This is a genomic window from Mesorhizobium sp. M0244 (assembly GCF_040321795.1).
Lineage (GTDB): Bacteria > Pseudomonadota > Alphaproteobacteria > Rhizobiales > Rhizobiaceae > Mesorhizobium.
On sequence record NZ_JAMYSE010000092.1, the window covers coordinates 1 to 25,114 of the forward strand.

Below are 25,114 nucleotides of genomic sequence, written 5' to 3' on the forward strand. Positions count from 1 at the left end.
CTGCATCAACAGGCCGGACAGAAGACTGCACCCGACCAACGCGCCATAATGTCGAATTACCTCTTGCATCGCGGGAGCCATCCACAGAAGACATCGCAAGCGAGGACTCCGGAGGTCGCGGTTGCGCCCTCAAGCCCCGCCTGGTCGACCAGATAGAAGATCGCATTGGCCTCGCCGCCCGGCATCGTCTCGCTGAACTGGATGCGGCTGTTGGGCTGGATCAGACCGAGCAGGGTCTCCGCCACACCTCGACGCCGAGGTCGCGCAGATCGTGGCCGTTGCCGCGCCGCGCCGATTTTCTGGAGTGATAAGCCGCGCCCGACGCGGCGAATTCGTAACCCTACTCGGCGGCCGTCTCCGATGGCGCCTCTGCCGGCCCCGAAGGCTCGGCCTCGGCACGGGGCTTGCGCCGTGAAAACAGCGACCTGAGCGTGACGTAGAACACCGGCGTCAGGAACAGGCCGACGAAGGTGACGCCGAGCATGCCGGAGAATACCGCGGTGCCGAGCGACTGGCGCATTTCTGCGCCCGGACCCGTTGCGATCATCAGCGGCACGACGCCGAGGATGAACGAGAAGGCGGTCATCAGGATCGGCCGCAGCCTGAGCCGGCAGGCTTCGACGGCAGCCTCGGCGGCCGACAGCCCGCGTTCCTGCGCCTGCCGCGCGAATTCGACGATCAGGATCGCGTTCTTGGCGGCAAGCCCGATTAGCACGATGAGGCCGATCTGCACGAGGATGTTGTTGTCCAGCCCTCGGAACGACACGCCGAGCAACGCCGCGAGCACGCCGAGCGGCACCACCAGCACAATGGCGAACGGCAGCACCCAGCTTTCATATTGCGCCGCCAGCGCCAGGAACACGAACAGCACCGACAGTCCGAAGATATAGACAGCGGCATTGCCGGTGTTGCGCTCCTGATAGGCGAGCTCGGTCCATTCATAGGAGGTACCGGCCGGCAGCGTCTTTGCCGTGATCCCTTCCATCAATGCCAGCGCGTCGCCCGTGGAAACACCGGGCGCGGCGTTGCCCTGCAGCGGCACCGAAACGTACATGTTGTAGCGCTGGACCAGCGCCGGGCCGGTGACGTCGCGGATCTCGACCAACGTGCCGAGCGGAACCAGCGCGCCGGTCGCCGAGCGCACCTTCAGTTTCAAGATGTCGGCGCGATCGAGACGGAACGCCTGGTCGGCCTGCGCCCGCACCTGGTAGACGCGCCCGAAAGCGTTGAAGTCGTTGACGTAGGCGGTGCCCAAATTGATCGACAGCGTCTCGAAGATGTTGGGGATCGGCACGTTCAGGATGCGCGCCTTGTCGCGATCGATCGCCAGGAAGAATTGCGGGCTCGACGCGGAGAAGGTGGTGAACACGCCCGTCAGCCCCGGCGTCTTGTTGGCCTTGCCGGCGATTTCGTAGGCAAGCGCCAGGATCTGCCGCATGTCGGCGCTGTTGCGCTCCTGGATCTGCAGCTTGAAGCCGCCGGCATTGCCGACGCCGCGGATCGGCGGCGGCGGCAGTGCGATAATGAAGGCTTCCTTGATGCTTTGCAGGCTGCCGAACAGATTGCCGATGACCTGGGTCGCCGACTGGCCGGCTTTCAGTCGCTCGTCAAACGGCTTGAACCTGGCGAAGATCACGCCCGCGTTGCTGGCGTTGGTGAAGGTCGCGCCGGAGAAGCCGGCGAAGGCGACTGCGTAGTCGACGCCTGGCGTTTTCTGGATGATCTGCGACGCCTGCTGGATGACGGCATCGGTCCTCGACAGCGAAGCGCCGTCCGGCAACTGGACGACGACGATCGCATAGCCCTGGTCAAGAGACGGAATGAAACCGCGCGGCACCGCCTGCACCATGTAGACCGTGGCGTAGATGAGGGCCGCGAAAACGGCCAGCATGGCGGCGATCGTTATCCACGAGCCGACCAGCACGCGGATGATGCTCGAATACCAATGGGCGACCCTCTCGAAGCCGCGATTGAAGCCGTCGGCGAGCGCCCGTCCGAACCGCGCCAGGAAAAAGCGCGGCGGCGCCGCCGCGGCGTGATGCGGCTTGAACAGCAGTGCGGCCAGCGCCGGCGAAAGCGTCAGCGAATTGAATGCCGAGATCGCCGTCGACACCGCGATGGTGATCGCAAACTGCAGATAGAACTGCCCAGAAATGCCGGGGATGAAGGCTGTCGGTACGAACACGGCTATCAGCACCAGCGAGATCGCGATGACGGCCGTTCCGACTTCGTCCATGGTCAGGTGCGACGCCGGATTGGGCGCCAGCCCTCTGGCGATATTGCGCTCGACGTTTTCGACCACGACGATCGCATCGTCGACGACGATGCCGATCGCCAGAACTAGGCCGAACAGCGTCAGCATGTTGAGCGAGAAGCCGGCGGCGTAAAGCACCGCCAGCGTGCCGATCAGCGACACGGGGATCGCCACGATCGGCACGATCGCCATGCGCCACGATTGCAGGAAGACGATGATGACGATGATGACCAGCAGCATCGCCTCGAGGATCGTCTTGTAGACCTCCTGGATCGACTCGGCGACGAACTCGGTCGGATTGTAGACGATGTCGTAGCTCAACCCCTTCGGGAAGTCGCGGGAAAGCTCCTTCATCTTGTCCTGGATCTCCGCGGCTGCGGCGAGCGCATTGGTGCCCGGCCGCTGGAAGATGGCGAGCGCCACCGCCGGTTTGCCGTTGAGATAGGAGTTGGTGACGTAATCCTTGGCGCCGAGCTCGATGCGCGCCACGTCCTGCAGCGAGATCAGGCGGCCGTCGTCGGTCGATTTGACGATCACGTATCGGAAGTCGCGTGCGTCGTTGAAGCGGCCTTGCGTGGTGACCGTGTACTGGAACGCCGTGCCGGTGCTGGTCGGCGGCGCGCCGATCGAGCCGCCCGACACCTGGACGTTCTGGTCACGCAGCGCCTGCACCACATCGCCCGAGGTCATCCCCAGGGCGGACAGTTTTTCCGGATCGAGCCAGATGCGCAGCGAATATTCGCGTTCGCCGAAGATGATGAGGTCGCCGACGCCGTCTAGTCTGAGCAGTATGTCGCGCACCCGCGAGCGGGCGTAGTTCGAGACGTAGAGCTGGTCGTAGGTGTTGTCGGGCGACAGCATGTGCACGACCATCATCAGGTCGGGCGAGCTCTTGGTGGTGGTGATGCCGAGGCGGCGGACATCTTCGGGCAGGCGCGGCTCGGCGACCGACACGCGGTTCTGCACCAGCACCTGCGCCTGGTCGAGATCGGTGCCCAGCTTGAAGGTGATGGTCAGCGCCATCGCCCCGTCGCCCGACGAATAGGACGACATGTAGAGCATGCCCTCGACGCCGTTGATCTCCTGCTCGATCGGCGTTGCCACCGTCGCTGCGACCGTCTCGGCGTCGGCGCCCGGATACTGCGCGCGAACGACGATGGTCGGCGGCGCGATCTCGGGATATTGCGCGACCGGCAGCTGGGTATAAGCAATCCCGCCGAGGATCAGCAGGACGATCGAAACGACCGATGCGAAGATCGGACGGTCGACGAAGAAATGTGCGAACCTCATTGCTGCAACTCGGCGGTCTCGGCCTTGGGCGGCAACGTCACCATCTCGACCTTCACCTTCGTGCCGGGCCTGGCGTGCATCAGCCCGTTGACGATGATCGTCTCGTCGCCGGTCAGGCCCTGGCGGATCACCCGGTAGCCGTCGAGAAGCGGGCCGGTGCGCACGGGCTTCGCCGACACCATCCCGGCCTCATCCACCAGGAACACGATGCGGCGATCCTGATCGGCGCCGATCGCCTCGTCGGGCACCAGCACGCCGCTATGCGGCAGCGACCCCGGCACGTTGATGCGCCCGAACATGCCTGGCTGGAGAATGCCGTCGGCGTTGGGAAACCTTGCACGCACCCGCATGGTGCCGGTCGCGTTGTCGATCCGGTTCTCGGCAAAATCGAGCTTGCCTTTGAATACCGCCTCCGCGCGGTCGGCGACGCGAACCACCACCTCGAGCCCGCCGGCGCCTTCCTGCATGCTGCCGCCGCGCTCCTTCGCGTCGCGGGCATAGCTGAAATACAGGCGCTCATCGACGTCGAAATAGAAGTCGATCGGATCGCGCGTAACGATGGTCGTCAGCAAGGTGGAATCCGGCTGCACGAGGTTGCCGACCGACACCAGCCGGCGGTCGATGCGGCCGGACAAGGGCGCCTTGATCTCGGTGAATTCCATGTTCAGGCTGGCCGTCGTCAGCGCAGCCGTCGCGCCCTGCATCTGCGCCTGCGCCGAAAGGTATTCCCGCCGGCGGTCGTCGAGCGTCGCGGTTGAGATATTGCCGGTCTTGGCGAGTTCGTCGGCGCGATCCAGCTGCATCGTGGAGAATCCGAGCAGACTCTTGGCGACGTCCACTTGCGATTTGGCGGCATCATAAGCCGCCTGGTACGGACGCTGGTCGATGGTGAAGAGCAGGTCGCCCTTGTTGACCAGTGCGCCGTCCTGGAAGCTGACCTTGTCCAGATAGCCGCTGACGCGCGAGCGGATGGCGACCTGGTCGACGGCTTCGAAGCGCCCGACGAACTCGTCGTCTTCGACGATTTCACGGACCACCGGCTTGGCCGCCGTCACCACGGGTAGCTGCTGGTCCTGCGCAAACGCAGTGCTGAAAGCCATGCCGAGCAGGAATGTCGCCGACACGGCGGCGCGGGCAAGCCAGCCGGCCGATCGACGGGGTCGCCCGCCCGCGTCGCGATGCAATTGCCCATTCTCTGGGGTGTCCATTTGCGTCCTCGCTCGCTGGACCCGGAGGTCGGTTGATCCGCTTCTACGCTCAGGCTTCTCGTCGAGATCAGGGCACTACAGTGTTGTGCATGGCAACATGATCATTTTCCATGTGGGCTGAAATGTCCACCCTGTGGCTGCCTCGCCACCCGCCACTGGCGACGCAGATCCACCGGGCGGCCCGGGACGCCATTGAGACGGGGCGGCTAGACCCGGGAGCAGACCTTGGTCCCGTCGGGCTGAACGTCCGCAATGCTTCTTCAAACGTTAAAGCCGCCATTCCGCTATCGGCCCACAATGGTCGGGGTATTGTCACTTCAGACCCTGGGCTTCAGGCCGCCGTGAGGGGACCGGAGAATTGTTTGGACTTTGAGGGTGGTAGCGGGAGACCGTTCTCTCCGCTTTCAATACTGCCACCAAACCCCTTCGAACTAAATGTCGCCGCATAGCGGACACCAGGCCATGGCGACGGCGCGGGGATGTAGCGAGACACGGTTCTCACGCGAGGGACCATTCGCAACCGCGTATCCCCTCACTACGGTACTTGGAGAATATGCATCCCATAGCTTTGAGGATGATCCCGAGACACCGGCGACGGACGCTGGAGAGGTCGGTCGTTTCATTTAGGTGAGACCAGGTCTATACTCCACGGGGGACAGGCCAGATCGATGGACCGTAAGCTTTCCGCCATTCTCGCTGCCGATGTTGTGGGCTATTCCGCTCAGATGGAACGCGACGAGGCCGGCACGTTCGAGCGCCTTCGTGCTCGACGCAAGGAACTGTTCGAGCCTGAGATTGCCCGCCAGCACGGCCACATCTTCAAGCTGATGGGCGATGGACTGCTGGCCGAATTCGGCAGCGTCGTGGACGCGGTCGAATGTGCCGTGTCGTTGCAGCACGCCCTGGCGGAATGCAACGCCGCCGTTTCCGAGGATCATCGGATTCGCGTCAGGATCGGGATCAATCTCGGCGAGGTGATTGTGGAGGGCGAGGACCGATATGGCGAGGGCGTCAACGTCGCTGCCAGGCTCCAACAACTAGCGGAACCTGGCGGCATCTGTGTCTCGGCAAAGGTCGCAAAAGAGGTTGAGAAGAAGTTGGCTTTCGGCTTTGAGCCGATGGGCCAACAGAAGCTGAAGAACATCGCCGAACCGGTGCAGGCGTACCGGGTGCTGCTCGATCCCGCGGTGGCGGGAAAGCCCATGGCTGTCAATCGACACCCACGTTTCAGGCGCATTCTGGCCGTCGCTATTGGGGTCCTTGTTGTCGCAGTCGGCCTTGCAGCAGCGTGGTGGCGACCGTGGGAGCCACCGCTTCGGCCCGCCGCTCTGACGGCCAATGCGAAAGCCGACACCCGGCCATCCCTCGTCGTGCTTCCATTTGACAATCTCAGCGACGACAAGGCGCAAGGTTATCTGGCTGACGGTTTCACCGAGGACCTGACCACAGAACTTGCACGCGTGCCCGGCCTGTTCGTCGTATCGCGAAACGCGGCTTCCACCTACAAGGACAAGGAGACCAAACCCGCTGAGGTCGCCGCAGCGCTTGGTGTCCGGTACATTCTGGAGGGCTCGATACGTCGGGTCGGCGACGACATGCGTATCAACGCGCAATTGATCGACGGCTCGACCACCGGTCATCTCTGGGCAGAACGTTTCGACGGCCAGTGGACGGATGTGTTTGCGCTGCAGGACAAGGTCGTCGTCAGCATCGCAGGCGCGCTCAAGCTCCGTCTCGTGAGCGTCCAAGGCAAGGCAGATGTCACGGGCGGCACGCGCAATCCTGCAGCCTACGAAGCTTACCTCCAGGGCATGGAAATCTACAATCGTCGCAATACTCCAGACGAGTTTGCGCAGGCGGTGAGGTTTTTCCAGCAGGCGCTGGAACTCGATCCGGATTTCGGCGCAGCGGCAGCCTCGCTCGCGTGGGCCTATTGGGACATGGACGGGCCGCGGGTCAAAGCTTTAGCCGTTTCGGATACCAGTGCGCTGTACAACGTCTACAAGTCCCTGGGGGAGGCGGCCAAGCATCCTTCGCCGTCCTACTATCAGCTCGTCGCCAGTTTGCTGGTTCGCGAGCATCGGTCCGACGAGGCAGTCGCGGTTATGTTCAAGGCAGTGGCGCTCGACCCGAGCGATCCCCTGAACTATGTCGGGCTGGCAGAAGCCCTGAATTTCAATGGCAGGCCGAACGAGGCGCGCGACTATCTCGTCGCGGCCAACCGTGTCGACCCAGGCGGCAATGACCATCGGCACTACCAGGCTGGGCTGGCTGAATTTGGCCAGGGTCGTTTCGAGGAAGCTGTCGACTACCTTGAAAGGATCGATCTCCAATCGCCTGATCCATGGCCGAAATTCTATGGCCTGCAGGTGTTGGTTTCGGCCTACGCACATCTCGGGCGCAGTGACCAGGTCGCGGCCTATAGTGACAGGCTAAGGAACGTCATGTTGGAACGAAAGGATGGAGGGGCAAACCAGCTGGTCACGCAGAGGTATTTTGTGTTCAAGAACCCGGCTGACATCGGGCGTCTGCTGGACGGCCTGGACAAGGCCGGTTTGCCGGAGTTGCCGGAAGAGGTCGATCTGGATGCGAAGGACCGGCTTACCGGTTCGGAGATCAGGTGGCTCATCCTCGGTCGTGACCTGCGCGGGGGAGGCGCATGGATAGATAAAGAAACCAGTTGGGTGCAGCAGAACTTCCTGTGCGACGCCATTCCGAAAGATCAGACAACCTGCGGCGCGATCTTCCGCAATCCTGCCGGGACGCCGGAGCGACGCAACGAGTATACGGCAGTCTTCCGTTTCGATCGTTTTGAGTTTTCGACCGTCAAATAAGTACCGATCGGAAGATACGCGAAGTACACAAGCATGGAACTCGAGGGCGCAAGCTTGGCGCCAGGTGATGTGTCTGCGTTCGCGATCAGCCCGCCCAAAAGCAGACGGACAGTTATCGGCCCCAACTCTCCCGGTCGTCCTCGCCGTGCGACCGTTCCGGCTCTGCGTCGTGAACCGGGCGAAGTCGAAGCTGAAGGTGCGGTGATCAGTCCCTCGAAGTTCGGTCAGCAACGTCCATGAGTTGGGACAGCAGGTGATCGGCAAGCTGTTCCGGCGAAAACTCCTTGGCAGGGGTTTCCTTTGACACTAGGCGCTATAGTCCGTGCGAACGAGGCCGTAGCGGAACTTCAGGCTTCGTAACTGTACGGCCTTGTTGAACGACGCGTAGAACCCCGGCAGCTCCGGGAAGCCCTTGTAGAACGTGGCGTGGAGATCGATGTCTTCGATCGAGTTCATGTAGTGCGGGTACCAGCTGCAGATCAGGTTGACCGGGTAGCAGCTGACAATGCGATAGTGTTGTGAGGTCTTGTACTCGACGTTCACGCCTGAGCCACGAACCACCTCAGTTCCGGCCTTGAGTGCTTCGGTGAACTCCTCGTAGGCGGCATTGGCCTTGGCAGTGCCTTCGTGGGAGCGTTCGAACTGCTGCTGGGCAGTCTTCAGATCCGTTGCCCGCTTGAGCCGCGCGGCCCTCTCTAGCATCGTTTCTGGCCTCGAGATCCCGCCTGCGTCGATCACCCGCTGCTCGATGACGGCAGCCGCTCCCTCGACGCCCCATCTATCCAGGCCGACGTAAAGTCGAGTCGGCGGGAGCCAAGCAGGCGTCGATGGCTTCGACTCGGTCGGGATAAACACGGTGAAGTCGAAGCCATGCTCGAAGGCCCTCGTCCGGATGGCGTTCATCTCAACCCCGGTCCAGCGGGTTTGCCCCATTCGGTTCGGTACAGGATGACCACGATCCGGGCCTTCTTGCCGTAGACCTCGCTGAAGGTCGTCTGCCCGTCCGTTCCGGCGAGTTCCTTCTGTCGCTCCGAGTAGATGAACGTCTTCAGCACGCCCGCGACATCGCGATGAGCGTCACGTCGCGGTCGTTCACGTGCGTGACCATGCCGCCCAGCCCATCGCCGACCGAGGCGCAGCCCGGGCACGCCGTCTTCCAGTCCTCCGCGAACATCAGGTGATAGATGAGGAGCTGCGAGCGGTCATCGAACAGCTCCGGCAAGGACTTCGGCCCGTCGTCGGTGGCGAAGGCGTAGTGCTTCTCGACCGGAACCCAGGGCAACTCCCGCCGCTGCTTGGTGACGCGCTGTTCGTGCGCCGCCAGCTCCTGCTCGGCCGCCAGCAGTTCCTTGCGGGCGGCCTGCCACTCCCGAAATCCAGATCGCTGACAGTCTGAACTTTGCATTCAGCTTGGATCGTGATGCGCACGGTCATGTTGCCGGTCGCCATGGCGGCAAACGCCTGTCCAGCCAGCACAATCGCAGCAAGCGCTGCGATACTTGTCGGGAAAAATTGGTTCGATCACGCGTTCCGAACGCATGGCCAAGTGGAACGAGATTCTCCGGATAGAGGAGCTGATGTTTCAAGCTCGTGCCTGGCGCCCAGTCATGATCTGGCGAACTCAGGCTCGCTCGGATCATCCGGTCACCAAAACAGTCCGCAGCGTTCGCCGCCAATCCAGCGTGGACAGGGCAGGCGGCGTCTTTGCCTGCCGATCCAGTGGCGGCAAGAGGTGGAGTGCCGCGAACTGGAGGGCGCGCCCCGTCATCTGGCGGGAAGCGGAGCGGCCGTTCAGGCCTCTACTACTATTGTCGGCGCGCCGGGCCTGGCATGGCCGATGATGCGAGCCGAAGGATAGCCGTCCGCGACGATCCTCTCGACCAGCGCCGCTGCGCGGTCGGTCTCGCAAGCAACCAGCAACCCGCCCGAAGTCTGTGGATCCGTGAGAAGATGGCGTCGCCACTCGGGCATGCCGGGAGGTAAGCTTACCGCGTCGCCATAGCTCGCCCAATTGCGCCGCGATGCGCCGGTGACGTGGCCGTCGACCGCGAGCGAGGCAGCTTCGGAAAAGAGCGGCACGTCGTGGCTGCAAATTATCAGCGTGCACCCGGCACCGCGTGCCATCTCGAGGCCATGTCCGAGCAAGCCAAATCCGGTCACGTCGGTGACGGCGTGGACGCTCGCGTCCTGCGCCAGCTCCGATCCGATCCGGTTGAGAAGGGTGGTGGAGGCGATCATTTCGCGATAGCCGCTCTCGGAAAGCGCCTGCTTCTTGATGGCGGCGGAATAGATGCCGACGCCGAGCCCTTTCGTCAGGATCAAGGCGTCACCCGGCCTGGTGTCAGAATTGCGTCGGATATCCTCGGGTCGGCATGTGCCGATGACTGCGAGGCCGTAAATCGGCTCCGGCGAGTCGATTGAGTGGCCGCCGGCAACCGGGATTCCGGCGTCGGCGCAGACAGCTTCGCCACCTTTCAGGATTTCGCGGACCATGAGCGTCGGGATCTTGTCGAGAGGCATGCCGAGTATAGCCAACGCCATGATCGGCCGGCCACCCATCGCATAGATATCGGACAGGGCGTTGGTTGCGGCAATCCGGCCGAAATCGTAGGGGTCATCTACCATAGGCATGAAGAAGTCGGTGGTCGCAATGACGCAAGTCGCGCCGTCGAGCTGCCAGACTGCCGCATCGTCGCCGGTCTCCGTGCCGACGAGAAGCTGATGATAGGGACTGGCAGCCGCCGGATTGGCGAGAAGCTGCTGCAGCACTGACGGTGCCAGCTTGCAGCCGCAACCGCCGCCATGGGCGAGGCTGGTCAGGCGCACAACGGGCGCTTCGGTGATTTCGGGCGAGAGGGCGATTGCCATAGTCGTCGAGCCTCCTCTGCTGGCACGCTTTAGTAGGGATCAAGGTCAACCGGAATGGAAAATACGATCGCGCCAACGCACGGCGCGTTTGGAGCACGCTTGCTCTCAGCGGATTTCGTTAAGTTAGGAAAGGCAAGCACCGTATCCGGCGTGCGAGGCATCGCCGTCATTGGGTATCGATCGAAAGGCGCCCCGACCCGCGGGAGCTGTTTCATCGCCACGCTTTACTGTATGGTAATGCGTTCGTTTTCGTCAATCGCCGTCGCGGTCACGAAAAGATGACAAGAATATTCAACAATAATACACAATGCCGATTTGCGGGCACAAACCTGTTGCAGGAAGGCGGTTCGGAGGGGCACTTTTGCTGCACCGTACGCACCTCCTTCTTTAGCATTGATTTTATTTGGTCCGAGACTAGTTACTCGGATTGAACCGTTTGTTCGAGTTGCCTTGTGGGGCATCGGCTTCGGGAGGAACCCATGAACATCGATCTTTCTCGACGCGCGTTCCTGCAAACAGCAGGCGCGGGTCTCGCCGGTACTACGCTTGGAGCCCTCGGCTTCGGCGATAGCGAGGCCGCACACGCGGCGGCCATACGGCCCTTCAAGCTCGCGAACACCACCGAAACACGCAACACCTGTCCATACTGCTCGGTGGCTTGCGGCATAATCTTGTATTCGAAGGGCGATCTCAGAAAGGGCGAGCCGGCCGAGATCACGCATATCGAGGGTGACACTGATCATCCGACCAATCGCGGCACCTTGTGCCCCAAAGGGTCGGCCCTGCTCGGATTTGTCAAGTCGCCGACCCGTCTGCAACATCCGATGATCCGCAAACCGGGCTCGGACAAGTTCGAGCCGATAAGCTGGGAAGACGCACTCGGCCGCATCGCCCGCCTGATGAAGGACGATCGCGACAAGAACTTCGTCGCGACGAACAATGACGGCGTGACGGTCAACCGGTGGATCACCACCGGCTTCCTCGCCGCCTCGGCTTCGACCAATGAAACCGCGTTCGCGACCTACAAGGTGGTCCGCAGCGCGGGCATGCTGGTGTTCGACAACCAGGCACGTGTCTGACACGGCCCGACGGTGGCGAGTCTCGCCCCAACATTCGGCCGCGGCGCAATGACCAATTCCTGGACCGACATCAAGAACACGGATCTCGTCGTCATCATGGGCGGCAATGCCGCGGAAGCGCATCCTTGCGGCTTCAAATGGGTCACAGAGGCGAAGGCCAACCGCGGCGCCAAGCTCATCGTCATCGACCCGCGCTTTACGCGCTCGGCTTCGGTGTCGGATCTTTACGCGCCGATCCGCCAGGGAACGGACATCGCCTTCCTGCTCGGGCTGATCAACTACTGCATCCAGAACGATAAGGTGCAATGGGACTATCTGAAGGCCTTCACCAACGCGACATATGTCGTCAAGGAGGGCTTCACCTATCAGGACGGCCTCTTCTCCGGCTATAACGAGGCGAAGCGAGACTATGACAAGTCCAGTTGGGACTATGACATAGGCACGGACGGCTTTGCCGTTGTCGACGCGACATTGGCCAATCCCCGCTGCGTCTGGAATCTGCTCAAGAAGCATGTCGCGGTCTACACGCCGGAGATGGTCGAGCGCATCTGCGGCACACCGAAGGACCGGTTCCTGAAGGTGGCCGCGATGGTCGCCGAGACGTCGTCTCCGACCAAGGCGATGACCTCGATGTACGCGCTCGGCTGGACCCAGCACTCGAAGGGCTCGCAGAACATCCGCGCCATGGCGATGCTGCAGCTTATTCTCGGCAATATCGGTATACGCGGCGGCGGCATGAACGCACTTCGCGGTCACTCCAACATCCAGGGGCTGACCGACCTCGGGCTGATGTCGAACCTGCTGCCCGGTTATCTGACGCTGCCGACTGAGAAGGAGGTCGATCTGGCAGCCTACATGTCGACCCGAGGCTTCAAGCCGCTCCGGCCGAACCAGATGAGCTATTGGCAGAACTACAGGAAGTTCTTCGTAAGCTTCCAAAAGTCAATGTGGGGCAATGCGGCAACGCCGGAGAACGGCTTCGCCTATGACTACCTGCCGAAGCTCGACCTGCCGGGCTACGATCTGCTGCGGGCTTTCGAGCTGATGCACCAGGGCAAGATGAACGGCTATTTCTGCCAGGGCTTCAACCCGCTACAGGCAGCTCCGAACAAGAAGAAGGTGATCGAGTCCCTCTCGAAGCTCAAATACCTCGTCATCATGGATCCGTTGGACACGGAGACGGGCCGGTTCTGGGAGAACCACGGGCCGTACAACGATGTCGATCCGTCGCAGATTCAGACGGAAGTCTACCAGCTTCCCTCCACCTGCTTCGCCGAGGACGACGGCTCGCTGGTCAATTCGGGGCGCTGGCTGCAGTGGCATTGGGCCGGCGGCACGCCCCCCGGCGAGGCCAAACGCGATACCTGGATTATGGCGCAGCTCTATCTGCGCCTGAAGGAGCTCTACACCAAGGAAGGCGGCGCCTTCGCCGATTCGATCGTTAAGCTCAACTGGCCTTATGCCGATCCCGGCGATCCGAAGGCCGAGGAGCTTGCCCAGGAGATCAATGGTAGGGCGCTCGCCAGGGTAACCGACACGGCCGACCCGACAAAAGTGCTGGCCGAGGCCGGAAAGCTCTTGCCGGGCTTCGCCGCGCTGCGCGACGACGGCTCCACCTCCTGCGGCTGCTGGATCTATTCCGGCTGCTTCAACGAAAACGGCAACAACATGGCCAGGCGGGACACCACCGATCCTGACGAAACCGGCGCCTATTCCAAATGGGCGTTCTCATGGCCCGCCAACCGCCGCATTCTCTACAACAGGGCGTCGGCTGACCTCACCGGAAAGGCTTGGGATCCAAGCCGCAAGGTGATTGAATGGGACGGCACGAAATGGTCGGGCTACGATGTCCCCGACATCTTGCCAATGGCAAAGCCCGATCAAGTAGGCCCGTTCATCATGAATCCGGAAGGCGTCTCGCGCCTCTTTACCCGGGGCATGATGCGCGACGGACCATTCCCGGCGCATTACGAGCCATTCGAGTCGCCCATCGCGAACCCGATAGCTCCCAAAGTCCGCGGCAACCCCGCAGCGCGGGTGTTCGAAGGCGATATGGCCCAGTTCGCCGAATCGGCTTCGCAGGAGTTCCCCTACGCGGCGACCTCCTACCGACTGACCGAGCATTTCCACTTCTGGACCAAGCACGTCATCACCAATGCGGTGATGCAGCCGGAGTTTTTCGTGGAAATTTCGGAACAGCTTGCGGCCGAGAAGGGCATCACCAAAGGCGGCTGGGTGCGCGTCTGGTCGAAGCGCGGTTCCGTTGTGGCGAAGGCCATGGTGACCAAGCGGATCAGGCCGCTCACCTGCGATGGCAAGACCGTCCACATCGTCGGAATACCGCTGCACTGGGGCTTCACGGGAGCGGCGAAGAAAGGCTTTGGCCCGAACATGCTCACCCCCTTTGTCGGCGACGCCAACATCGAGACGCCGGAATACAAGGCGTTCCTTGTCAACATCGAGCCCATCACCGGGCCGGTAGCGTAGGAGGAGTAAGCGATGTTTCCTCCACTTCCAAATCCTTCGACGACGGATACCGCACCGCGTTTTTCCGACAAGGACCTCATCCGCCGCTCTGCCTCGACGGTTCCCGCGCCCGAGCAGCAATTAACGGAAGTCGCCAAGCTCATCGATGTTTCGAAATGCATCGGCTGCAAGGCATGCCAGACGGCCTGCATCGAGTGGAACGACACGCATCCGGAGATCGGCTTCAATGCCGGCGTCTATGAGAATCCTGCCGATCTGACGCCGGACATGTTCACGCTGATGCGCTACAGCGAATGGGACAATCCCGAGACGAACGAACTCGAATGGCTGATCCGCAAGGATGGCTGTATGCACTGCGCTGACCCGGGCTGCCTCAAGGCTTGTCCGGCACCAGGCGCCATAGTGCAGTATTCGAACGGCATCGTCGATTTCGTCCATGAGAACTGCATCGGCTGCGGCTATTGCATCAAGGGTTGCCCGTTCAACATTCCGCGCATCTCCAAAGTCGATCACACGGCCTACAAATGCACGCTCTGCTCCGACCGCGTGGCTGTCGGCCAGGGACCAGCCTGCGCCAAGGCCTGCCCGACCCAGGCGATCGTGTTCGGCACGAAAGACGAGATGAAACAGCACGCCGACGGCCGCATCAAGGACCTGAAATCGCGCGGCTATTCGAATGCCGGCCTCTACGATCCGCCCGGCGTCGGAGGGACGCATGTGATGTATGTGCTGCACCATGCCGACCAGCCGGAGCTCTATTCGGGTCTGCCGAAGGAGCCGAAGATCAGTCCGCTCGTGGAGGCGTGGAAGGGCGTGACCAAATATGCCGGCCTCACCATTCTCGGCGTGGCGGCTGGCGTCGGCCTGGTTCACCATCTGGTCATGGGACCGAACAGGGTCTCCGAGACGGATGAGGAGCATGCCCAAGAGCTGACGGAAGGCAACAACGATGGCCGCGTATGACGTGAAGCCGAACGAGCAGGTACATCCCGGCAAGCCAGTCATCGTGGACCGCTACACGGTGGGCGCACGGATCAACCATTGGATCACGGCGGCCAGCCTGATCCTGCTCGCCTTGTCCGGCCTTGCCATGTTTCACCCGAGCCTGTTCTTCCTGTCGGGGCTGTTTGGCGGCGGCCAGTTCACGCGCTTCATTCACCCATGGATCGGCGTCTTGCTCTTCTTCAGCTTCCTTGGGCTTTTCCTTCGGTTCTGGAAGGCCAATTTGTGGAGGCCCGAGGACGGAACGTGGCTCGCACGTTTCCGTGACGTATTGTCCAATCACGAGGACAACGTCCCCGAAGTCGGCAAGTACAATGCCGGCCAGAAGCTCGTCTTCTGGTCAATGTCGATCCTCATCATCATCCTGATTTCGAGCGGCATCGTCATCTGGCAACAATATTTCGCCGCTTACACCACGATCGGCCAGCAGCGGGTGGCGCTGCTTGTTCATTCGATCGCTGCCGTGGCGATCATCGGCGTCTGGATTATCCATTTCTACTCGGCCATCTGGGTACGCGGCACCATTCCCGCCATGACGCGCGGACGGGTGACCGGCGGCTGGGCTTGGCGGCATCATCGCAAATGGCTGCGTGAACTGATCGCAGGCAAACCGGACGGACGTTCGGGATCGAATCCCGCCGAATGAGCGGGTATTTGTTTTTACGCAATTCGGGACGGAAAACCGTTATACACTTTTCGTGGAATTGCTCTGGAGCAGTATCAAGCCGACCACGTGGCCCGTGAGGTTCGTGAGGTTGAAATGCCAAGGCAACAAGATCCGTCACGCCCTGACCCGACTATAATCGGCGAGGTCTCGGCCCCACCCTTTGCGCGGCTGCCTGATCTGCGGACCTTGTTCATTCGCCGCTCCGAGCGATTGAATGTGTTGGCGGATGACCACCAGCTCGGCCCCTATCTCCGCTTCCTCGCTGCACTGACGGATGCGCAGCACCGCATCCAGGACGGCTTGCCGGATGTCGAATTGCCGACCGCGGAGGCGCGCGAGCGCGCACGAACCTTCGGTATGCCGCCGCTCGATCGCAACCAATTCACGTCGGATGCCGCCCTTGGAATGACGCTCGGCCGCCTGTTCGAAGTGGCAGCCACGATCGAAAAACCCGAGGCGGCCGCAGCCGCCTTGGACAGGCTGGCGAATATCGATGCGTCCGGGGTCGACTCCATGGTGCGCAATGTGCTCACCGATGCGATCCCAATGAACGCGCTTGCCGAGCATGTCTATGTCGCGGCCGCGCTGCAGGTTCACTTCGCCCGCCTCGCGGTATGTCTCGACAGCTCGAAGCTGGTTCCGGTTGCCGACGGCGCCTGTCCGGCCTGCGGTGGGCCGCCCGTATGCTCGATCATCGTCGGTTGGCACGGCGCACACGGGGCGCGGTTCTGCGTCTGCGCGCTGTGTGGAACATTGTGGAACCACGTTCGTATCAAATGTACGCTGTGCGGCTCGACCAAGGGGATAGGCTATCAGGAAATCGAGGGAGGCTCTGGCACGGTCAAGGCCGAGACCTGCGATGCATGCGGCTGCTATGTAAAGATCCTGTACCAGCACGAGGATCCGGCTCTCGATCCGGTCGCCGACGACGTGGCGACGCTCGGCCTCGACCTGCTTGTCCGCGAGGGTGGCCATCGCCGCGGATCGTTCAATCCGTTCCTTGTTGGCTATTGAGGATACGATGACCGCTTCATCCGCAAACCCTTTGCGCAATCTTCCGTCGGTCGACCAAGTGCTGAGGACCCCCCTGGCGGCGGCCGCAATCGAGCGCTTCGGACGGCAGGCCGCGACGGAGGCCATTCGCCGAGCCGTCGCCGATGCACGAATGGCCTCCCGCAATGCCGGAGCCGTCGTGCCGGAGGCAAACGATCTTGCCGGCGACGCGCTCGTGCAGCTCAGGGACGGCGAACGCTCTTCCCTGCGCCCCGTTTTCAACCTGACCGGAACGGTGCTGCATACCAATCTCGGACGAGCCCTCCTCGCGAAAGAGGCGGTCGAGGCTGTTCGGCTGGCGATGCGCGAAGCGGTGGCTCTCGAATTCGATGTCGAGAAAGGCGAGCGCGGCGAACGGGACGATCATCTTCGATCGCTCGTTTGCGAGCTGACCGGAGCCGAGGATGCAACCGTCGTCAACAACAACGCGGCTGCCGTCCTTCTCGTCCTCAACACGCTGGCGCTCGGTCGCGAAGCGATCGTTTCGCGAGGCGAGTTGATCGAGATCGGCGGCTCTTTCCGGATGCCCGAGATCATGAGGCGCGCCGGCGCCAGGCTTGTCGAGGTCGGCACCACCAACCGCACGCATCGCAAAGACTATGTCGCGGCGATCGGCCCGGAGACCGGGCTCATCCTCAAGGTGCACACATCGAACTACCGGGTCGAAGGATTCACGGCCGAGATCCGGGCACCCGAGCTCGCTTCAATCGCCAACGCGCATGGGATACCGCTGGTCCATGATCTCGGTTCGGGCACGCTGGTCGATCTAGCCCGCTACGGCCTTGGGCGCGAGCCGACCGTGCGCGAGGCGGTCGCCGACGGCGCCGATCTCGTCACATTCTCCGGCGACAAGCTGCTTGGCGGTCCGCAGGCGGGTTTCATCGTCGGCCGCAGGGACCTGCTCGCAGCGATCAGCCGCAACCCGATGAAGCGGGCGCTCAGGGTCGACAAGCTTCGTTTGGCCGCGCTCGAGGCGACGTTGAAGCTCTACCGCGACCCCGACCGCCTGGCCGAGCGCCTGCCGACGCTAAGGCTGCTCTCGCGCTCGGTGAGGGAGATTGCAGCGCAGGCAAAGCGCCTTGCTCCCCTGGTTGCTGACGTCGTGGGCGAAGCCTTTGCGGTCGACACGGTGGAGTGCCGGAGCCAAGTCGGATCCGGCACGCTGCCGCTCGAAACTGTGCCAAGCGCCGGGCTTGCTCTCAAGCCGCGCTCAGGGAGCGGCCGGGCGCTCGACGCGCTTGCGGCTGCGCTGCGTGGGCTGGGCGTCCCCGTGATCGGGCGCATCGAAAACCAGGCGCTCGTGCTCGATTTGCGCTGCCTGGAAGACGAGGCGAACTTCATCGCCAATCTAGCCGGCTTAAATCCAGGAGGAACCGATGCACTGGCTTGACCGCCTTGCGCACCGCCCAGCCGAGACGCCTGTGGCCGCACGCATGACCGAGGCCCTCGCAGCCGCGCGGCGAGGCGATCATGCCGTGGCTCTCTCCATATGGGAGCCGCTGGCTCACCGGGGCGTTGCCCGCGCTCAGAACAATATCGGCGCCTGCTTCGCCGAAGGGCTCGGCGTCGAGCGTGATGCGGATATGGCCCTTCGCTGGCTGGCGCTCGCCGCCGAGGCAGGGGATCCTGTCGGGCAAAGGAACCTGGCGTCGCTCTATTTCCGCGGCGAAGGCGTTCAGCAGGACTTTCGCCGGGCGGCCGAGCTCTATCGGGCCGCAGCGGAAACTGGCGACGGACCGGCGCAGGATATGCTGAGCTGGATGCTGCTGGAGGGCGAAGTGATGGCTCCCGATGTCGGCGAGGCGCGACGCTGGGCGCTTGCCGCGGCCGATCAGGGCATCGCATCCGCGATGACCCGGATCGGCATGCTTTATCACAATGCGCTCGGCGTGCCGCGCGATCCGGACGAGGCTGTCCGCTGGTGGCGCCGTGCTGCCATGCGAGGAGACGCCGAAGGGCAGGCAATGCTCGGCGCCGCCTGCCATCTTGGCACGGGCGTGCCGGCTGACGCGGTCGAGGCGCTGGTTTGGCTCCTGCGTGCCGAGGCAGGCGGCAGCGCCCTTGCCCGCCGCTATCTGGCTGCGGTGCGGGCCGAATTGAGCGCGGGCGATGCCGCCGAGGCCGAGCGTCGCGCCGCCGCGCCGTTGCCGGAGACCGCATCATGATCGTCGGCACGGCGGGACATGTCGATCATGGCAAAACTGCGCTGGTGCATGCGCTGACCGGCATAAACACCGATCGTTTGCAGGAGGAAAAGACACGCGGCATGACCATCGATCTCGGCTTCGCCTATTTGCCAGTGCCGGGTGGGGATAGCATCGGTTTCGTCGATGTTCCCGGGCACGAGCGTTTCGTACACACGATGCTCGCCGGCGCCAGCGGCATCGACTTCGTGTTGCTCGTGGTGGCCGCCGATGACGGCGTCATGCCGCAAACCCGGGAGCATCTCGCCATCGTCGATCTGCTCGGTGTCAAGCGCGGCGCCGTCCTGCTTACGAAATGCGATCTGGCCGGTCCCGAGCATCGCACTGCGGTGGCGAGCGATATCCGCTCGGTGCTTGCCGGGACGATGCTTGCCGAGGCCCGCCTGATTCCCGTCTCGGTCGTTACAGGCGAAGGTATCGATGAACTCAGGTATCTCTTGTTCGAGGAGGCGTCGCATCTTGCCCGGCGTGCAGTTTCGGGCCGTTTTCGATTAGCGGTGGACCGCTCGTTCACGCTGCGCGGCGTGGGCACCGTCGTGACGGGCACCGTGCTTTCGGGTTCTCTCGGTATTGGGGACAACGTGGTCGTAAGCCCGTCGGGATTGCTTGCGCGGGTTCGATCGATCCACGCCCAGAACCGGCCGGCTGAACGTGGTCGGGCGGGAGACCGCTGCGCGCTCAATCTGACCGGCGAAAGGGTTTTCAAGGAGGCGATCCGGCGCGGCGACGTGATTGTCGATCCGAAGCTTCACGCGCCGTCGGACCGGATCGATGCAAGCCTTCGCGTTCTGCCGGATGAACGCAAGCCGATCGGCCAATGGTTTCCGGTGCGGCTCCACCATGCCGCGACGGACGTCGGGGCACGCATCGTACTCCTCGGAGACGAACCGATCGGGCCTGGCGGCACGGCCAATGTTCAATTGGTGCTGGACAGTCCGATCGCGGCCGCTGCCGGCGACGTTTACGTGGTGCGCGACACCTCCGCGCAGCGAACCATCGGCGGCGGACATTTTCTCGATCTGCGGGCGCCCAGCCGCAAACGCCGCGCGCCGGAACGGCTGATCCAACTCGATGCCCATGCGCTATTGGCGCCCGAACTGGCCGCCGCCGCACTCCTTGATGCGCCGCCCCACTATTTCGACCTGAAGGCTTTCGCGCGCGACAGGGCGCTTAGTGACTGCGAGACGGAAGGCCTGATCGATCAACTCGGGCTTGTCCGTTTTGCCGTGGGAGAAATGCTTCTCGTGCTGTCGCCGGAGCGCTGGTTGCGATTCAAGCGCGACTTGGCCGCGACCCTGGAGACCTTCCATGCCGACAATCCTGATTTGCCGGGCGTAGGAATGGAGAGACTGCGTATTGGGCTTGATCCACGTCTGCCGGCTCCCGCTTTCACGGCAGTTCTGCGGAGCCTTTCGCACGCTGGAGAAGTTGCCTTGGACGGCGCCTGGGTGCGGCTGCCCGGTCATGAGGCGCACCTGACGGCAAAGGATGAAACTCTCTGGCTGCAAATCCAGCCTCTCATCGGCGGACCCGAACGGTCCCATCCGCCGAGAGTGTGGGATATTGCCGAGGTGCTGGCCGCGCCGGAGACGGAAATCCGGCGGCTTCTGAAGCTTGCCGGCCGCATGGGGAAGGTCCATGAGGTCGCTCATGACCACTTCTTCCAGCGCGAGGCGTTGGCGCAGATCGTGGAGATCGCGCGCGACCTCGCTGCGTCGATGCCCACAGAGCAGTTCACCGCTGCTCAATTTCGCGATCGCGTGGGCAGCGGACGCAAGGTCGCCATCCATATCCTCGAATTTCTCGATCGGCACGGCGTGACGCTGCGGCGGGGAGACTTGCGCCGTCTGAACAGGCGCAGGCTGGACCTGTTCCGCCTGACAGGCGAGGGTGAGCCGCCGATGGCGCAAATTTCTGGAGGAGCATCGTCCCCGGTGGGGCGTCCGGACTTCAAATCCGGGAGGGGCCGCGAGTCGGTCTCTGGTGGGTTCGACTCCCACTCTCTTCCGCCATCCTAGTGAGCCAAGATGAACCCGACGGCTTCCTTTCTGAATGACCTGAAAACGACGGCTGAGACCGCCAGGACAACCGAGGCAAGCTTCAGGCGACAAGCGGCCAATCAGATCGCGGTTCTGGAACAGGAGCGCGCTTTCGCCTTCAGGCGGCTCAACCTCATGCAGGCGATCTCGGACGCCGTGGCCTCAGCCGAAAGTGAGGAGATCGCCGTGGCCAGCGCTTTGGCCGTCCTGCGCTTGCGGCTCGGCTGGAATGCGGACAGCGAGGCGCGCACGGAAGCGATCACGCATTTTGGCCCCGTTGCGCTTGCGTTGTTCCAGGCTGCGAAGCTGCCCGAGGACGAACCCGCCACCAATGTCGGCGAGGCCCTTGCGATTTTTGAGCATTGGTACTCCGAATCCCGGGGATCGCCGTTCTGGCTGCTGTTCGAGCACCAGATCGTGGACACGCCGCTGGTCGACTTTTGACCGACGGACTTTTCGGCATACCCGGATGTGAAAGCAGAGAGCGCAACGTCGCTTTATTACCGACGACACGATGCGGTAACCGGCGCCTCGGTCACCGCCGCAACCAGCTGCTTTGGGCGCGGACGCCGGAAGGCGTTCACTCCCATGACATAGGAGCCATATTCGAGCCTTATGGCGTCGAGATTGACAATTTGACCGACTACCTAGAGATCGCGCGCGCTCTCAAGCCAGGGGATATGTCACAGAACGAAAGGCGCTCGGCGCCAGGAACGGCGCGCAAGAAGACAAGAGCAATCAGCAGGCGGCCCGCGGAGCGCGCGACTCGATGGAAGGGCATGGGTGTCACCCCACCAATGCTGGTGCAGAACTGCGACGAAGCGAAAGGCCCCACCACGTCTGGGCGTTGTTCCGCTCCGAGGCTTCATCACGGCTCTTGATAAGGGCAGGAGCAATCAAGGTGCTCATTCATCAGTTGGGTCCGCATGAGGTAAACCTCGTCCCAACGCGTATTGCCACGGTGCACCGTGACCGCCATTGGTGTCGTTTAGATTGGCCGCCAGTGCAACAGTGCTGCCCGTGGTTAGCGTGAGGGCAATTGCGAGAATTGTGGTTGTCATCTTCTTCATCATTTCCTCCACGTTGCCTGCCCCCTTTCAGTCTCCTCTCCCCAATGGGCCTACGCATGCGCCGAATAAATGAAGGAGCCCGGCCTAAAGCCCCGCTGCCTGCCCCTTGCTCTCAAGCCTACGCAGCGGTTCCGGCCGGTTTTTGCAATGCTAGTCCACCATGTCACGCAGGGTTCTCTTGCGCTTCGGCGGCCGGTACTTCTCGACTAGCCTGACCTTGTCCATATCGACCGTCACAAGCGTTCCAAGGTCGATTGTCACCTTGCCGCCTTCCTCGTCCATGCGCGTGATCTCGCCTCGAAGCTCCAGACCGGCAATTCCGCCAACCATTTTCAGCTTCCCACTTTCGTTCGCGCTGTTTGAAATCGTGATGTCGTCAAATTCACGCCTCTGACCCAAACGGTCATTACCGCTGCATGGCGGCAACGTCGTAGAGGCTGTGGGAAGCGGACTTCCGCCAGACGCATTTGCATCGCCAATGCAACAATCAGATGATCTTCGCCTTGCGGTCGAGCTGATGAAGTGGATTGGGCTGTGAGTGCGTCCCTTTACGAGCCGGTGAACGTCTATAAACCTCAGGGACCCGATATTGGCATCGTTGACGGTCCGTTTGAGTATTTGACGGTAGCAGGAACAAAACTTCCGCTGCCATTCACCACTCGGATGACGGTGGTGCGCCTGTCGAACGGCGATCTGTTCCTTCATTCGCCCATTAAGTTTGCTTCGACGGTGGCCGAAGAGTTACGGGACTTGGGCAGAATTCGCCACCTCGTGTCACCCAACCAGTTTCACTACGCTCATATCGGTGAGTGGTCGAAGGCTTTCCCTGAGGCAACAACATGGGCATCACCTAGGGTCCGGCAAAGAGCACGCGCACGGCACGCGGATGTGACGTTCGCACGAGATTTGGAAGCCGATCCGCCTGAGGAGTGGCGGCGGGACATGGGACCAGACACTGTTTCCCGGTGGCTACTTCAAAGAGTTCATATTCTTCCACCCAGCTTCAAAGACGCTGATTCTTACAGACACGATCATCAATCTCGAATTGGACATGATCGATGAGCCTTGGCGCACGGTGGCCAAGCTGACTCGGATGGCTCACCCGCACGGGCGGACCTTTGGCATGCGGCTGCCAATTCTCCTGCATCGGCGGAAAGCACAGGCAGTAATAAGCAAACTCCAGTCGTGGCAACCGCGGCGGGTGATTCTCAGTCACGGCCGCTGCTTTGATGCGAATGAAGACGAGATTGTCCGTAGAATATTCGGAAAGTCGGCTTGGTGACGCAGTGGCTTTGGGAGGCCAAATGTCCATTTCGGGTCGGCTACGGCCGCTCGCCTTGATCGCTTTAACGACCGCTCCGGGGTAGGTGCTCGTTGCACATATCCTGATCGCCCAGAGTACCTCGTCGTGGCCATCCAGAGCAAAGGCGGAAAGATGTCGGCCTACACACGTTGGCCCGTTGGCAAGGGCTGTAATTGCCCCTTGGCGTGCTCGGAGGTTAGGGCATGTGGAACGATGTCCCCGTCGCAGTGTTAAATGGCGAAAGGAGGAGGCAGTACGGTGGCTGATCTCAAAGAAACGGCATTGATCGCGCGGATGGCGGCGCGGCACGGGCTGTCAAGGGACGCTGTTGAAACCGTGCTGCGTGCCCTGCGCTCGGGCGGCGGTTCCATGGCGCAGTTCAGCCATGCTGAATTCGGCGGCATGTCGCAGTGGTCATCAGGCATGACAATGGTCGGCGACATGTTCAACGATGCGCTAAGGGCGAAGCTGAACGCTGTGGCCACGGATCTAGTAGCTTATCTTCGGGAGAATCCTGAGGTTGCCCATAATAAACCGGCCGAAGTGAGCTATAGATCACAGCAGCAGGTACCGGAAAGTTGGCCGAGAGGACTCGGCACACCCTCATCGACTGGATCGCAGAACCATTTGCGCTATGCGATCTATCCCGACTCGCGGCGACTGGTCATCGAGGATGCCGGCCGGCGCACGATATACGACACCGGCGATCATGTTATTTCGGGGATCGCCCAGGCGCAAAGTACGGATGCGACACTGACATTCCGCAGCCAGAACGGCCTTGTGCGGCTCTCGGAGCTGAAGAAGGTCGATGCTTGAGGTGTGGCCTTGTTAATGCGTCGCGGTGATGCTCGCGCCCCGCGCCATTCACCGCAGCGCGAGGCGTCTAAAGACGTCCTTCTTCGCCTCTCTGCGTTTCCGCCGCCGCTCCGTCTGCGGCCCGTTCGAGCGCAACCATTTTCTTGACCAGGGCGAGCAGATCGCGCTTGGTGCCGTGCGGCAGAGACACGACCTGTTGTGCGAGTTCCATGCTGTCGCGGGCTTCCTCCGGGGTGCGGCCCCATAGATGCGGGGCAGCGCTGAACAGCATTTCCATCGGCATGAAACCGAGGATTTCGCACAGGTGGATCATGCGCGTGACGTGCATTTTTGAGAATGCGCGCTCATAGCGGCCATAAACCTGCATCGAAAGGCCAAGCAAGGGCGCGAGCTCGGCGCGCGTCAGATCCTTCTCCTCGCGCGCCTTGCGGATGAACTGAGCTATTCTTTCATCGATCTCGCCGAGGGTTTTGATGCCTTCAAACCCCGGCCGGCGGAAAACAGGCTTGTCGATCTCGGGATCGATCGTCTCAACCAGTTCCATTTTGTTTTTATAGGCGTCCATATCCTTAGCCACGTCCTCTCCCTTCTTGCTTTTTCCAGTCGCGGACAGGGCGACGACCTCAATCAAACATTCAAAACGGGATTGACCCAAGCACGCCCCGGCACTCTCTTGCACAGCGATTTTCCAGAAGCGGGGAGTGAGAACAACGCTTTCCGCTACTCGCAATAAGCAACCATCAGGGCCGTGCTGTGCTCGCCTTGCATGGCTCTTTCCAACGGAAGCCTGCATTCATAACGCCCTTGAGCTGGCGCGGGACTAGGTGTTTAGTCCCGGCGTTTGGTGGGTGGGATCGAGTCGGAACCGTTCGGGCTCTTTTGCCCAAATTTTGCAGATGAACTCATAGGGTGTGAGACCCTTGAGGGTCTTGAGGCGGCG

21 protein-coding genes, 1 tRNA gene and 3 pseudogenes are annotated in these 25,114 nt (G+C 62.1%); 13 read left to right on the plus strand and 12 right to left on the minus strand.

Annotated features, from left to right (window positions below):
• Positions 1 to 56: 56 nt before the first annotated feature.
• The 3 genes from NKJ08_RS31870 to NKJ08_RS31880 all read right to left on the minus strand — a co-directional run bounded on the left by NKJ08_RS31870 (position 57) and on the right by NKJ08_RS31880 (position 4,644).
• Positions 57 to 245 (minus strand): hypothetical protein, encoded by a 189-nt coding sequence (locus tag NKJ08_RS31870; RefSeq protein ID WP_352785046.1) that lies wholly within the window; start codon positions 243 to 245, stop codon positions 57 to 59.
• 95 nt (positions 246 to 340) lie between these two features.
• A complete protein-coding gene (locus tag NKJ08_RS31875; protein WP_352532624.1) occupies positions 341 to 3,544 on the minus strand; it encodes an efflux RND transporter permease subunit in 3,204 nt (1,067 codons plus the stop codon).
• Complete coding sequence (locus tag NKJ08_RS31880) at positions 3,541 to 4,644, minus strand: efflux RND transporter periplasmic adaptor subunit (RefSeq protein ID WP_352532628.1); 1,104 nt, start codon at positions 4,642 to 4,644, stop codon at positions 3,541 to 3,543. The genes NKJ08_RS31875 and NKJ08_RS31880 overlap by 4 nt, the downstream gene beginning before the upstream one ends.
• 776 nt (positions 4,645 to 5,420) lie before the next feature.
• On the opposite strand from NKJ08_RS31880, the gene NKJ08_RS31885 reads away from it, so the two are divergent.
• A complete protein-coding gene (locus NKJ08_RS31885; RefSeq protein ID WP_352532028.1) occupies positions 5,421 to 7,586 on the plus strand; it encodes an adenylate/guanylate cyclase domain-containing protein in 2,166 nt (721 codons plus the stop codon).
• A 306-nt stretch (positions 7,587 to 7,892) separates the two neighbouring features.
• Here NKJ08_RS31885 and NKJ08_RS31890 read toward each other — a convergent pair whose 3' ends face one another.
• From NKJ08_RS31890 to NKJ08_RS31905, 4 genes and pseudogenes are all read right to left on the minus strand, one after another.
• Positions 7,893 to 8,489, minus strand: a complete 597-nt coding sequence (locus tag NKJ08_RS31890) for a hypothetical protein (RefSeq protein ID WP_352780075.1) — start codon at positions 8,487 to 8,489, stop codon at positions 7,893 to 7,895.
• Positions 8,486 to 8,641, minus strand: a complete 156-nt coding sequence (locus NKJ08_RS31895; RefSeq protein ID WP_352532024.1) for a hypothetical protein — start codon at positions 8,639 to 8,641, stop codon at positions 8,486 to 8,488. Before NKJ08_RS31895 ends, NKJ08_RS31890 begins: the two co-directional genes overlap by 4 nt.
• Positions 8,635 to 8,991: a DUF899 family protein gene (locus NKJ08_RS31900; RefSeq protein WP_352780076.1), complete on the minus strand. Its 357-nt coding sequence runs from the start codon at positions 8,989 to 8,991 to the stop codon at positions 8,635 to 8,637. The genes NKJ08_RS31895 and NKJ08_RS31900 overlap by 7 nt, the downstream gene beginning before the upstream one ends.
• A pseudogene (locus tag NKJ08_RS31905) lies at positions 8,952 to 9,083 on the minus strand (Csu type fimbrial protein); the annotation flags it as partial. The gene NKJ08_RS31900 and the pseudogene NKJ08_RS31905, both read right to left, overlap by 40 nt.
• A gap of 2 nt (positions 9,084 to 9,085) precedes the next feature.
• Between NKJ08_RS31905 and NKJ08_RS31910 the strand changes: the two are divergent.
• A complete protein-coding gene (locus NKJ08_RS31910; RefSeq protein WP_352532020.1) occupies positions 9,086 to 9,427 on the plus strand; it encodes a hypothetical protein in 342 nt (113 codons plus the stop codon).
• Here NKJ08_RS31910 and selD read toward each other — a convergent pair.
• The gene (gene selD, locus NKJ08_RS31915) at positions 9,378 to 10,454 is read right to left on the minus strand and encodes a selenide, water dikinase SelD (RefSeq protein WP_352532018.1); all 1,077 of its coding nucleotides are present in this window, start codon (positions 10,452 to 10,454) and stop codon (positions 9,378 to 9,380) included. The two genes, NKJ08_RS31910 and selD, sit on opposite strands and share 50 nt — an antisense overlap.
• Before the next feature lie 479 nt (positions 10,455 to 10,933).
• On the opposite strand from selD, the gene fdnG reads away from it, so the two are divergent.
• The 9 genes and pseudogenes from fdnG (at position 10,934) to NKJ08_RS31960 (ending at position 21,429) form a co-directional block, all read left to right on the plus strand.
• The gene (gene fdnG / locus NKJ08_RS31920) at positions 10,934 to 14,020 is read left to right on the plus strand and encodes a formate dehydrogenase-N subunit alpha (protein WP_352532016.1); all 3,087 of its coding nucleotides are present in this window, start codon (positions 10,934 to 10,936) and stop codon (positions 14,018 to 14,020) included.
• 12 nt (positions 14,021 to 14,032) lie between these two features.
• Entirely contained in the window at positions 14,033 to 14,983 is a 951-nt protein-coding gene (gene fdxH, locus NKJ08_RS31925; RefSeq protein ID WP_352532014.1) for a formate dehydrogenase subunit beta, read from the plus strand.
• Positions 14,970 to 15,668, plus strand: a complete 699-nt coding sequence (locus NKJ08_RS31930; RefSeq protein WP_352532012.1) for a formate dehydrogenase subunit gamma — start codon at positions 14,970 to 14,972, stop codon at positions 15,666 to 15,668. The genes fdxH and NKJ08_RS31930 overlap by 14 nt, the downstream gene beginning before the upstream one ends.
• A gap of 114 nt (positions 15,669 to 15,782) precedes the next feature.
• Positions 15,783 to 16,703: a formate dehydrogenase accessory protein FdhE gene (gene fdhE, locus NKJ08_RS31935; protein WP_352532010.1), complete on the plus strand. Its 921-nt coding sequence runs from the start codon at positions 15,783 to 15,785 to the stop codon at positions 16,701 to 16,703.
• A gap of 7 nt (positions 16,704 to 16,710) precedes the next feature.
• Complete coding sequence (gene selA / locus NKJ08_RS31940) at positions 16,711 to 18,132, plus strand: L-seryl-tRNA(Sec) selenium transferase (protein WP_352785052.1); 1,422 nt, start codon at positions 16,711 to 16,713, stop codon at positions 18,130 to 18,132.
• On the plus strand, positions 18,119 to 18,907 hold the full coding sequence (locus NKJ08_RS31945; protein WP_352532006.1) for a tetratricopeptide repeat protein: 789 nt from the start codon (positions 18,119 to 18,121) through the stop codon (positions 18,905 to 18,907). The genes selA and NKJ08_RS31945 overlap by 14 nt, the downstream gene beginning before the upstream one ends.
• A pseudogene (gene selB, locus NKJ08_RS31950) lies at positions 18,904 to 20,739 on the plus strand (selenocysteine-specific translation elongation factor); the annotation flags it as partial. The gene NKJ08_RS31945 and the pseudogene selB, both read left to right, overlap by 4 nt.
• Before the next feature lie 123 nt (positions 20,740 to 20,862).
• Positions 20,863 to 20,958 (plus strand) — tRNA-Sec (locus tag NKJ08_RS31955).
• A 162-nt stretch (positions 20,959 to 21,120) separates the two neighbouring features.
• Positions 21,121 to 21,429, plus strand: coding sequence for a hypothetical protein (locus tag NKJ08_RS31960; RefSeq protein WP_352532004.1), 309 nt, complete (start codon positions 21,121 to 21,123; stop codon positions 21,427 to 21,429).
• Between the two features lie 461 nt (positions 21,430 to 21,890).
• Here the strand turns inward: NKJ08_RS31960 and NKJ08_RS31965 are convergent, their stop codons facing one another.
• Both NKJ08_RS31965 and NKJ08_RS31970 read right to left on the minus strand, forming a co-directional pair.
• Positions 21,891 to 22,055, minus strand: a complete 165-nt coding sequence (locus tag NKJ08_RS31965) for a hypothetical protein (RefSeq protein ID WP_352780078.1) — start codon at positions 22,053 to 22,055, stop codon at positions 21,891 to 21,893.
• Positions 22,056 to 22,205: 150 nt separating this feature from the next.
• Positions 22,206 to 22,385, minus strand: coding sequence for a hypothetical protein (locus tag NKJ08_RS31970; RefSeq protein WP_352532000.1), 180 nt, complete (start codon positions 22,383 to 22,385; stop codon positions 22,206 to 22,208).
• A gap of 333 nt (positions 22,386 to 22,718) precedes the next feature.
• Between NKJ08_RS31970 and NKJ08_RS31975 the strand changes: the two genes are divergently transcribed.
• Complete coding sequence (locus tag NKJ08_RS31975) at positions 22,719 to 23,117, plus strand: DUF4336 domain-containing protein (RefSeq protein ID WP_352532030.1); 399 nt, start codon at positions 22,719 to 22,721, stop codon at positions 23,115 to 23,117.
• A gap of 499 nt (positions 23,118 to 23,616) precedes the next feature.
• The gene (locus tag NKJ08_RS31980) at positions 23,617 to 24,174 is read left to right on the plus strand and encodes a hypothetical protein (RefSeq protein WP_352785056.1); all 558 of its coding nucleotides are present in this window, start codon (positions 23,617 to 23,619) and stop codon (positions 24,172 to 24,174) included.
• Between the two features lie 67 nt (positions 24,175 to 24,241).
• Here NKJ08_RS31980 and NKJ08_RS31985 read toward each other — a convergent pair whose 3' ends face one another.
• Together NKJ08_RS31985 and NKJ08_RS31990 are read right to left on the minus strand one after the other, a co-directional pair.
• Complete coding sequence (locus tag NKJ08_RS31985) at positions 24,242 to 24,739, minus strand: helix-turn-helix transcriptional regulator (protein ID WP_352532790.1); 498 nt, start codon at positions 24,737 to 24,739, stop codon at positions 24,242 to 24,244.
• A 255-nt stretch (positions 24,740 to 24,994) separates the two neighbouring features.
• Positions 24,995 to 25,114, minus strand: a pseudogene (locus tag NKJ08_RS31990) (IS481 family transposase); the annotation flags it as partial.